Source organism: Pseudoalteromonas sp. SR44-8 (assembly GCF_014163635.1).
GTDB classification, from domain to species: Bacteria; Pseudomonadota; Gammaproteobacteria; order Enterobacterales; family Alteromonadaceae; genus Pseudoalteromonas; species Pseudoalteromonas rhizosphaerae.
Genome location: NZ_JACJDS010000008.1, coordinates 148,571 through 159,665, shown reverse-complemented (window position 1 = coordinate 159,665; position 11,095 = coordinate 148,571). Strand labels below are relative to the sequence as shown.

Sequence of the window (11,095 nt, the reverse complement as noted above, 5' to 3'; positions counted from 1 at the left end):
TGATAGCTGATAGCTGATAGCTGATAGCTGATAGCTGATAGCAAAATTATAACGGTTTATCCTATTTACAATCAAGCAGTTAAATGGATTTTATAACGATGCTAGTTAATACTCGCGCGTTGTAGGTGAATATCGGCGTTGTTGAGTACGTAATAAGGCAGTATTTTGTTGCTACTGGCAACTACGCGTTTGCTGGTGATATCAATAATACGGGCGTTTACTTCAACACCGTTGCTGCGGTAGATCAAGGTGCCTGATAACACATGACTGGCGATGCGTTGATCCGCTAACTGCTCTATATCGCGTGAAAATACAAAGTCACCGCGTGGGTTCATAGTTATTTGGTCGGTGGTTTTAAAGTCAACAATACCATAACCAAATTTTTGCAGTTGATGAATAAAACTCTCTGATAACTGGTTGCCTAATTGGCTGCTGTTATTAAGGCTGGCATCTAAATCTACAAATGAAGTAACGGCAATCGAGGTATCAAGCTCTGTTTGCATTGTGTCGACTAAGTCTAACGCCATTTGCTCTACATAATTAACCAGTGTTTTATGGTGTTTGTTAGGACTAAACTGCGCTGAGTTATCAAGTGGCTCGGCACTATTCATTTGTACTTGTTTTAGCATTTGAGTAAGGTCATATCGGCTAGTCGTACTTTGTACAGGCTCAGCCGTATTATTGGTCATACTGCATGCGCTGAGAATGCTGATCACACCCCCTACGGTTAATAATTTAGCGCTGTGGATTAGCTTACTCATCATTGGCCTCACTTACTCACTTGTTTTAGCATTACGCCATCAGTGCGATAGCTACTGTCGAGTGCATCAACAACGGATTGCGGAATAAACCCTTGTGCAGAGCCAACTACTGCCTTACTTGTTAAACCAATAATTCGGGCATTGACTAATACACCACCTTGGTGATTTACCATAGTGCCCGCCAGTACGTAGTTGAAGTTTTGATCTTTACTTAGCTCTAAATAATCGCGACTAAATACAAAGTCGCCAGAGGGAGTAACACGCATGTAGTCGGTGGTTTTAAAGTCGATCACCGGTACACCAAAACTGTGTAGCTCGTGCATAAAACTTTCGGCGATTTGATTACCTAACAATGTGCCGTCGTTGTAATCATCATCTAAAAAAATAAAGCTTGATACGGCCAGCGGCGTTTTGGTATTTACGTATTGTAAATTTTCAGCCATATCTTGCATTATGCCACGTACATAATGATTAATATTTTTACGTGTTGGGACTGTGACTTGGCTGCTATCGTTCATCACTGGAATATTGTTCTGATAAAATGTATTATTTTGCCCAGGAGCAGCAACCATTCTTTGATCACCCTCTAACTGCGCAGAGTTATCAGTTTGTGCTGTTTTGCCCGGTTCCATCATTTGCGCGCAACCAAAACCCAGTGGCAAACATAAAGTTAATATTAAGCGTTTCATGAGAGCTCCTAATTAGTATTCGCTGCGGTAAATATAACCGTCGCGCTGTTGTATTTTTTCATCGCCCCACATCACATTTATGGGGATCTCTGTACTGGCGGCAGATACAACGCGGCTATCTTGCGTATTTACCATACGGGCGTTAACTATATAGGCATGTTGTTGCCGTGTTAAGGTACCCGTGATAACAAAGTCAATATTCTGACGTTGGCGTAATTTGCTAATGTCGCGACTTAATATACCATCTGCGTTGCTGGCTAAATTAAGGTGTTTTTCAAGGCGATATTCAATAGTGTTATAGCCAAGTTGGGTAAACTGAGTAAGTAAGCTTTCTTGAATTTGCTGACTCAGCCCAGCGCCCTGCCCTTGTGCCAGCTCACTATCTAGCGCGTTGGCTAAGTAAAAGCTAGTAACGGCAATCCGTGCAGAGCTTTTAAACGGCCCTTGCACATGGCTCAATTGACTACTCAAGTCGCTCACATACTGATGCACAGTATAAGGTGCCATTGTTGCTTTTGGGGCATTGGTACTTGGTGCTGGCGGTTTTTCTTGCGTTAAACTACACGCAGTTAGACTCAGCAATAATAAACATAACAAAAGGCGCATAATTGCCATCCTCACTAAACATGGCAATAACAAAGCAAGTATTATGCCTATTTATAATTTTATTGGGTTATCGGTGTAGTGAGTCACCATGCAGTTGAGCTGTTGTAGCTTTAATTTATCACAATCAGCTTGGGCGTTTTTTTGATATTGGTATGCCCCGATTTTTAAGCGGTAATAAGTCATGCCTTTTACCTGAGCAGTTTCGACATTGGTGGTAAATTTATCTGACAATAAACTCGGTACTTTTTGTTGAATTGTTTGCCAGCTTGGAGCTAATTGCGATTGTTGAGTGACCGCAATAATTTGCAGCGCAAAAAGCGCGTTGTTAGTTATGTTTGACTGTGTTGCTATAGATTGCGCAGGCCTATCTAACGGTACTTGCTGTGATGCCAAGGCAGCAGATGAATGGATCTTATTACCTGTATTCTCGTCATCATTTGCTATCGCGGTTAACTGTGCTATCAATAAATTCAAATCACTTTCAATCAGTAATAACCGTTCGAGATCGGGTTTAATTGCTTGCCACTGTGTAGAGCTAGTTTGTAACTGTTGTAGCTCTTGTTGCGTGATCTGCACATAGGTTTCATGATTAGTTTCAGCTGTGCTGCTGGTACTTTTTTGCGCGCTATCCGTCGTGCTGGTACAGCCAGATAATATAATTAAACTCATTATTAATACGGCTGATTGAATTACACTAAACGATTGTTTGATATTCATTGCTATTCCTTTAATGAAGTATTGTTCGTTGTTCAATATCACACTTCAATCTTTGTTTTATTAATGACTGACAAAGATCCGTAAATTCAGGCTGTACTTGCTTAGCGTATGCTAAGGCGAGTATGTACTTACTTTGCTGTTGGTCATGAATATAAAACACGTCTTGCTGTTGTAATTTTAAGCGCGGGCTTATCAAACGTAAGTATGCCTTTAACATCATTAACGATGAAAAATTCCCCGCATTAACAATAGTCCCCGACACTTCTTCGAGTGATTTTAAAGTAAAATCAACCCCAACCAACACATCCCCTTTTGCTGATAAATCAACTGTTACTTGCTGGGTGTTTTTTAATGCTTTACGTTCTTTAAAGCTATCGTCAACCACAGCCCGATACTGCCCTGGCCGTAGGTCGGTAAACAAATAATAGCCATCATAAGCCGCTTGGGTGTTGGCAACTTCTTTATCGTTTTGATCTAATAGGGTTATTTTTGCATAAGGCTGCACATAAGTGTGCTCCCCTTGCTGCTGATACACCACCCCTTCAATTTCGCTGGCGTTATTTAGCGGGTAATCCATGTATTCAATAAATCCTGCTCTTGGCGTGATTGAAAAGCCCTCATTGGCAGGCACAAAAAACGGATCGGGGAAGCTGTCTCTATCGAGCACAATATCTGTGGTGCGATTAGCTGGCATTGAGGTTAACAATGCAATGCCATTTTCATCGGTTATTGCTTGGCGATAATTTTGCAGCCCTTTTACTTTTATACCAGCAACACCTTGCTCGTCAGGATCCATAATGCCGTTGTTATTTTGATCTAAAAATACTTTAACCAGTAGACTACCGGTACTGGTTAGACTGCGGTTTGACATAAAGGCGCGGTTATTTTCAGCGTCATAACCAAAACTAAAACGGCTATATAAACTAAAAAGCCAATTATCATTACTGTCGTAGTTAATGGTGCTGCTTAAATTAAAATCATCATTTTGCCAATTAAGGCCCAAGTCCGCTGATTGGATATTCTCATTTAGGGTATTTTTAAGTGTGAGCTCGGCTTGTAACTTTGCAGTAATACTGCGATTAAATTCAGCTTGGTAACTTAAAATATCACTGTCTGGCGATAATAAATAATCAAAACCAAAACGGCTATATAAACGCCCTATTCGTCCTTGCACACGGGTTGCCCCATATACTTTGCTTTGCTCATTTACATTTTGCCATTGCAATAGGTTGTTCACAGAGAAGCCTGAATAACTATAATTAAAACGATTATAGGCTTGTTGTAGGTCGCGACCTGAGCTTGAATGCTGTAATAAATAGTTGTTTTGATAATTAAGGCGACCATAACGATTTTGCATCAACTCACCCGACATATCGAATTGATAACTTTGCAAGTCTTGCTGTTGATCCGAGCGATCTGTAACGGTAAACAGCAGTGATTGATCGGCCAGTTGAGTTCTTGCTGTGAGTTCTAATTCATTTTGTTGTTGGTTATTTTGCTCGTAGTCTAAATTAACCAACAGTCTTTCAAACAGGTTGATATTGGTACCAAAAGCAAATTGATAAAACTCATCGTCCTCACGCTTTTGCGCCATAGCCCCGGTGTAAATCGCGATATTATCAGTCAAACCACGTTCGTATCGCCCTGCCGCTAACCAGCCACTTTGTTGTGAATTACTTTCACTTCCTAGTAATTGTTTACCTTGTTCTGATACTGATATTTCGTATGCAGCTTCTCCTTGCGCCAATTGATTACCGTCAATAAAGTAATATTCTGTTTTGCGTTCAACTTGCCCTTGCGGACCATAAAAGATCAACTCAAAGTTATTTTCACCATACAGTAAATCAATACTATCAAATATATAACGGCCATCTGCAAGGCTTAACTGTTGTTCAATTAAAATGCCATTACGATAAAGCTCAACATCCCAACCGGGCTGGATAGCACCTGTGAGATTAATCCGATTGTTATCTATTTTGCGATCTAACTGATAATTTGAAAACTTAAAACCACGGCCATATTGACCGTTATAACGACTACCTACTTGCGTTGCAGTGATATCACCAAACTCCAACTCGCTGGCTGCAAAAACACCGAGTAAGCTGTTATTAACATCTTGTTTAGAGAATGTCAGCCGAGAGTCAGTCAATAAATCTTGTTCACGTCCTGCTAAAAAATATTCTGCTGAAAGGTACGCAAAATCTTGTGCGCCTAATAATGAATAACTTGTACGGCTGCTATCATTATCACGACGATAATTTAGCTGTAAATCAGCCACTGGCATTGAAACCGCCTGATAGGGACTAGCCTTCCAAGGTTGTGTAGGTTGGTTATCCCCTTTACGCTGGTTGTTAAACAAACGCTTTTGCCTTTGTTGTTGCGCAGCAACAGGAAACAATTGCTCCGTTGTAAGCTCTAGCGTTAAATTCGCATAATCAGGGATAATAGCAACTGAGAAGGCGCGCTGTAAAACGGCCGCATCAATATAAATATCATCATCAATTAGTAGTTGCTGCGAAGATAGCGTAACGACTTGATTATTAAAAATTAATTGTTTAGGTTCAGTAGCATTTAGTGTAAATAAGTTTGCTTCATTGATAAACCAACCTGAAGCGGTGCCATTTGCAATATCAACATTAATAGCCAGTTGTAATATTTCGACTAAACCCGATAACCCCAATAACACACCTTGTTCGCTTTTAATCGCAAATGCTTCACCAAGATATTCACCGTTTAAGTGCAGCGAAAAGAGTAAAAATTCACCGGCGGCAATGCGCTGTGCTGCAGGTTGCCTGTGTTCGGCTATAACGGGCTGCTGTGCACTCACTTTCGGGTGCGGTTGATTTAATTTAGTTTGAATAGCTTTAAGTGTGCGCAACACATCAGCAGTTTGCACAGCACTAGCAAAACTCATTGAGCTTAAAAATAAAAGCCCAAGAGTAAATATACGGATCACTTTATTCGCTTAATAACGCTTAAGATTATTTCCCAATAGCGAGTGTGTATGAAGCAAAATCAACCCCTTTATATTCTTCAGCACCTTGATAATCTAGGAAAATACTGCCCTGTGTTGGCAGCTGTTTATCTTTAAATAGGCTCAGTGTTGCAATGGTAGTATCAACTTCTGGATACAGGCTTAAATTGCTAATTTCAGCCACTTTCTCATTCTCGCCTGATGCTGTTTTTATATAAGCGCTGAGTTTTCCATAACTACTAAAGTTGTTATGTCGTTGCAGTTGAACTTGAATTTTTGGCTTGGTCTGATTGGCATTTTTTATAATCTTTGCCTGAGTGATCGTAACATTAGGTTGTTCTGGCTGCTCACGGTAAACAACGGGAATACTAAAGCTCATAATCATGTTGATCTGTATTCCTGATTTTTGCTCTTTATTTTCGTTAGGTAGAGCTTGAAATAATAAGTGCGAGCGGTATTCGCCTTGCTGCAAACCTTTTGGCTTCCGAATAGCAATTTTAACGGTTTGTTTTTCACCTGCTGCTAAGGTCACTTGCTTAGGGGATAAACGTGTCATTGGCGATAAACTGTTTTCGGTCACTTGCGCTAAATTATTATAACCCCCACCTGGTAAAGCTTGTTTTTCACTCCAGACTACTCGGTACGTACGTTGTTCATCAGAATTATTGATCACCGTGACTTTAGCACTACGCTGGCGTTCATCAAAAGTAACACGGGTAGGTGAAATCAATAAGTTTGCCAAGGCCATTTGGCTAAAAAATGCTGTTAGTAGCACACACATCACTGTTAATTTATTGAACATCTCAGTCCTTAGTAGTCAATCGAAATTTCTAGGTTAGTAGTTGAGGAGTAGTCGCCATCGGAATAGCTTTTACTACTAGGTTTTGTTATTAATGTGCCGCCTATAAACACTTTCGCCTCACCTAAATCATCAGTGATGGTAGATTTTGGAAAGCCATTAAGACGTACTTCAAAATCGGCGCTGCTGCTACCCTGTGCGTTGTGCTGTAAGGTTACAGAATTAACTAATTGCATAGTTAATTCTGTATGTGCAGGGAAATCGGTTAGTAATAGCTCAGCAGGTCGTCCTTTCTCTAGTACATAAATTTTACCCATAGTATTTATGTCACCGTTCGCTTTGATTATCACGGAACTAACATTACTGTTACTTGGTATGACTAACGTGCCAAAATCAAGCGACTGTTGCTCTATGGTATTTGCGAAATGGTTAGGGCTGTAAATTAAAATACTTACAGCCACTGCATAAGGTAAAAGTCGCACTAGAAGCGATTTAATAAGCGACTTCGATTTGGAAAGTACCTGTGTATTCAACATCTTTGTAAGGTACTGTTGTTACTAAGTTATCTGTAGACAATGTGGCACCAATAGCAAATTCAACTTCACCTTTTTCACTGGCGATTAAGTTTGGCGTTGTCTCGTCATAAGCCGTGTTTATGTTTGGTCCACTAGTAATAAAGAACTTCCAACCATCAATTGAGAATTGCGGCTCACCCGCTCCTTTTGATGCAGATTCAAGCCTTCCTGTGCCTGGTTTAGTAATAGTAAGTGCCGCATTAGGTACTACATCTGACACTGTAAAAGTAGCAGGTGAACCTTCTTCAATGACTGAAATTAAAGCATCTCCGTCATCATTTTTAGTGGTTTTAATTGCTGCATTAGGGTTGGGGTTAATTGTCAGTGTCGCAAATTTGACGCCATCAGCTTGTGCTACAGCACGTATAGTACCAAAACTAAGATCTTCCCCCTTACTTAAAACAACAGTGTTTTGTACTTTAACTGTTGCAGAAAAGTCAGCGCTTGTCGCTAATGTAGGAAAAGAGTGAATTAAAGAAAAAGCGCTAATAATAGCAAGAGATCGTTTCATATTAAATCCTTATAAAAATGGGGCATTACCATAAAGAGCCCCTATCATAAGATTTATCGGCAATTAGAACAATTACTTTAAGATTAATTACATAAAAATCAGATAAATAACTGGCTTAGTTAAAGTGGCTCACCAACAAACGGAGCACTCAGGCATTTTTGGCCTAAACTTTGCGCTAAAGAACAAAATAGATTGGCCTCAGTATAATTTTGAAATGGCCCAACTCGTAACCCATACATGGTAACACCTTTATTTTGACGCTCAGTCATTACAAAATCTAATTGGCTAAATGCCTGTGGATATTGCTGCTGTAACTTTGTTATTTGCGTTCTCACTCTTTGCGGTTTTAAATACAGCCCAAGTTGCGCGCCTGGCAGTGAATTGTTATACAGTGGCTGGGGGCGATTTTCGATCTTTTTTGAGGAGTTAGCAGTATCAGGGGTCTGTTTTTTTTCAGCATAATGAGCCACCGTAACATTATCATCGCGAAGCATCGCTGGGTTTTCTGCAATATCAGTTTGAGAGGAAAGTGCCATTATTAATAGTTGCAAGTCTTCCTCCATCGCAGCTAAACGAGTAATACTCTCTTGTTGCGAGTGCCATTGCTGAACATACTCTTTGACTTGTTGATCAGAAATTAATGCAGGCTGCTGTTCCACCGAGTTAGCATTAATACTACTGCACCCACTAAGCCAGACAGTTGCTGTAACCAACACTGTGGTATACCAAGCTTGCTTTTTAAAACACATCATCTGTTAGCATCAAAAATAAATAATGCCATATTATAAGCAAAGTCAGTGCCAGTTTCAGGATTTTTAAGCAATAAAAAAGTGCCACTAAGGCACTTTTATAAGTTAGGCTCAATAAATGAGCTTAAACTAAGGTTTTAATAAAATCACTTAGTTCATCTTTAAATTCATCACGACGCAGTGCAAATTCAATAGTAGCTTTTAAATAGCCCAACTTACTACCACAATCATGACTACGCCCTTTTATCGCATAAGCAGCAACAGATTCTTTTTCCATCAACATAGCAATTGCGTCTGTTAACTGAATTTCGTCGCCGGCGCCTGCGGGAGTTTTTGCAAGTAATGGCCAAATATTTTTACTTAGCACATAACGACCTACCACAGCCAAATTTGATGGTGCGCTATGCACAGGAGGTTTTTCAACCATATTAAGGATCGCTGCGCTTTGCCCTTGTTCAAGCTTTACGTCGCCTAAATCGACCACACCAAACTTATCAACATCCTGCATAGGCACAGGCTCAACCATTATTTGGCTTTCGCCGTTTGCATTAAAGCGAGTAATCATTTCAGCTAAATTATCTTTTTGAAGATCGCTTTCAACGTCATCAATAATTACGTCTGGTAAAATAACCACAAACGGTTCGTTACCAATAATCGGCGCAGCGCAGTTTATTGCGTGCCCTAACCCTTTTGCTTCACCTTGGCGAACGTGAATAATTGTCACATCTTTTGGACAAATAGCTTGTACTTCAGCAAGTAACTGACGTTTAACCCGCTTCTCTAGCGTTGCTTCTAACTCAAAGCTGGTATCAAAATGGTTTTCAATAGAGTTTTTACTAGAGTGAGTCACTAATACAATTTCTTTAATACCCGCAGCAACCGCTTCATTAACTACATATTGAATCAAGGGTTTATCTACAATCGGTAACATCTCTTTTGGAATAGCTTTAGTAGCTGGCAACATACGGGTGCCAAGTCCTGCAACTGGGATCACTGCTTTCATTATTCTCTCCTTAAAACTATGATGCTTATTAATTGTTACACTGAAAACGGGTATTTAATTGCATCGTGGCATTGATAGCCATTTACCTCAAAGTCATCACGGGTGACCCACGTTTCGATATCTTCGAGTGATTTAATATTTGGATTAATCGTCAACGTAGGTGATGCAAATGGCTCACGCTGTAACTGCACATCGCGCATTAATTCCAGTTGGTTCTCATAAATATGGGCATTAACGATTTTATGATAGGCCTTACCTGCTTTGTGGCCAGTGATCTGCGCGACCAGTGCAAGCAATACAAAACATTGAATTTGATTGAAGTTCAAACCAAGTGGCACATCACAACTACGCTGATACGAGGTTAAATAAAGCGTATCGCCAAGAAGCGAAAAAGTATGCGTGTGCATACATGGGCGCAAACACCCTAACTCAAATTCACCCGGATTATAAAAAGTGATGATCTCGCCTCTGTCATCCACACCATTTTTTAAATTATCAATGACTTTTTTCAACTGATCTAACGCAGTGCCATCAGGGCGTTGCCAATCACGAGCTTGTACGCCATATACTCGGCCCATGTCATCCTCACCTTGGCGGTTCGGATTATTTAACCATGCTTGGTTTTCATTGGCATTAGCATCCCAAGTCATGCAACCTATGTCACGAAATTGCGCAGCGCTACTATAACCACGTAAATAACCTAACAATTCAGCTATCGCCGCCTTGTAGTAACTTTTACGGGTAGTGATCATTGGGAACTTATTATTTGCCACATCATACTCAAGCTCGGCATTGATAACCGTTAAGCAACGAGTTCCTGTACGTTTATTTTCAACCCATACGCCTTCATCAACGATGCGCTGACATAATTCTAAATATTGTTTCATTGTTAACTTCTTTTATTAAGCTTTGCTGGCAACAGCTGGCTGTGGCTTTTTATACGCCCATATTATCAAACCTAGGCCTGCGATGACCATCGGCAATGACAATATTTGCCCCATTGAAATAAAGCCGCCAAATAAACCTAAATGCGCATCGGGTTCACGTACGTACTCAACGCAAAATCTAAATACCCCGTAGCCTAGTAAAAATAATCCGCCTACGCTGCCCGCTGGACGTGGCTTTTTTGTAAACACATACAGAATAATAAACAGCACTAGGCCTTCTAAAAATGCCTCATACAACTGTGATGGGTGACGCGCCAGTGGACCACCAGTTGGGAATACCATAGCCCATGGTACATCGGTAGTTCTGCCCCATAATTCGCCGTTAATAAAGTTACCAATACGCCCTGCTAAAAGGCCAACCGGCACTAGCGGAGCAACAAAATCCCCCACTGCAAGTAACTGTTTTTTACGTGTCCAGGCAAACACACAAATAGCGGTTATCACCCCTAAAGTGCCACCGTGGAAAGACATACCACCTTGATCGATTCTAAATAAATACAGTGGATTTTCTAAAAAATAACTAAATTGATAAAACAGTACATAGCCAATCCGACCACCCAGAATGACTCCCAACATACCGTAGAACAGTAAATCACTGACCTCTTCTTTTGTCCACCCCGAGTTAGGTTTAGCCGCTTGCCTATTTGCCCACCACATCGCAAAAGCAAAACCAATTAAATACATTAAACCGTACCAACGTACGCTGAGAGGACCGACAGAGAAAATAATCGGATTGATGTCTGGAAATTCAAGAGCCATAAAAA

At 40.4% G+C, this 11,095-nt stretch carries 12 protein-coding genes; all 12 read right to left on the bottom strand.

Features of this window, described 5'->3' with window-relative positions:
- Nucleotides 1-101: 101 nt before the first annotated feature.
- The 12 genes from H5183_RS05990 to lgt all read right to left on the bottom strand — a co-directional run bounded on the left by H5183_RS05990 (nt 102) and on the right by lgt (nt 11,090).
- Nucleotides 102-761, bottom strand: a complete 660-nt coding sequence (locus H5183_RS05990; RefSeq protein ID WP_145240951.1) for a FlgO family outer membrane protein — start codon at nt 759-761, stop codon at nt 102-104.
- An 8-nt stretch (nt 762-769) separates the two neighbouring features.
- Nucleotides 770-1,450 carry a FlgO family outer membrane protein gene (locus H5183_RS05985; protein ID WP_145240939.1) on the bottom strand — a complete coding sequence of 227 codons (681 nt, stop codon included), beginning with the start codon at nt 1,448-1,450 and terminating at the stop codon, nt 770-772.
- 12 nt (nt 1,451-1,462) lie between these two features.
- Nucleotides 1,463-2,056 carry a FlgO family outer membrane protein gene (locus H5183_RS05980; protein ID WP_145240937.1) on the bottom strand — a complete coding sequence of 198 codons (594 nt, stop codon included), beginning with the start codon at nt 2,054-2,056 and terminating at the stop codon, nt 1,463-1,465.
- A 51-nt stretch (nt 2,057-2,107) separates the two neighbouring features.
- Nucleotides 2,108-2,773: an SPOR domain-containing protein gene (locus H5183_RS05975; RefSeq protein ID WP_182731184.1), complete on the bottom strand. Its 666-nt coding sequence runs from the start codon at nt 2,771-2,773 to the stop codon at nt 2,108-2,110.
- A gap of 10 nt (nt 2,774-2,783) precedes the next feature.
- Nucleotides 2,784-5,729 carry a hypothetical protein gene (locus tag H5183_RS05970; protein ID WP_182731183.1) on the bottom strand — a complete coding sequence of 982 codons (2,946 nt, stop codon included), beginning with the start codon at nt 5,727-5,729 and terminating at the stop codon, nt 2,784-2,786.
- A gap of 25 nt (nt 5,730-5,754) precedes the next feature.
- The gene (locus H5183_RS05965) at nt 5,755-6,549 is read right to left on the bottom strand and encodes a molecular chaperone (protein ID WP_182731182.1); all 795 of its coding nucleotides are present in this window, start codon (nt 6,547-6,549) and stop codon (nt 5,755-5,757) included.
- 8 nt (nt 6,550-6,557) lie between these two features.
- Nucleotides 6,558-7,028: a DUF4402 domain-containing protein gene (locus H5183_RS05960; protein WP_182731181.1), complete on the bottom strand. Its 471-nt coding sequence runs from the start codon at nt 7,026-7,028 to the stop codon at nt 6,558-6,560.
- 10 nt (nt 7,029-7,038) lie between these two features.
- The gene (locus H5183_RS05955) at nt 7,039-7,632 is read right to left on the bottom strand and encodes a DUF4402 domain-containing protein (RefSeq protein WP_145240927.1); all 594 of its coding nucleotides are present in this window, start codon (nt 7,630-7,632) and stop codon (nt 7,039-7,041) included.
- Nucleotides 7,633-7,751: 119 nt separating this feature from the next.
- Nucleotides 7,752-8,384 (bottom strand): SPOR domain-containing protein, encoded by a 633-nt coding sequence (locus H5183_RS05950; RefSeq protein ID WP_259397111.1) that lies wholly within the window; start codon nt 8,382-8,384, stop codon nt 7,752-7,754.
- 121 nt (nt 8,385-8,505) lie between these two features.
- Entirely contained in the window at nt 8,506-9,384 is an 879-nt protein-coding gene (gene galU, locus H5183_RS05945; RefSeq protein WP_145240925.1) for a UTP--glucose-1-phosphate uridylyltransferase GalU, read from the bottom strand.
- A 35-nt stretch (nt 9,385-9,419) separates the two neighbouring features.
- Entirely contained in the window at nt 9,420-10,271 is an 852-nt protein-coding gene (locus H5183_RS05940; protein ID WP_145240924.1) for a thymidylate synthase, read from the bottom strand.
- Between the two features lie 15 nt (nt 10,272-10,286).
- Nucleotides 10,287-11,090 carry a prolipoprotein diacylglyceryl transferase gene (gene lgt / locus H5183_RS05935; protein WP_145240923.1) on the bottom strand — a complete coding sequence of 268 codons (804 nt, stop codon included), beginning with the start codon at nt 11,088-11,090 and terminating at the stop codon, nt 10,287-10,289.
- Nucleotides 11,091-11,095 lie beyond the last annotated feature (5 nt).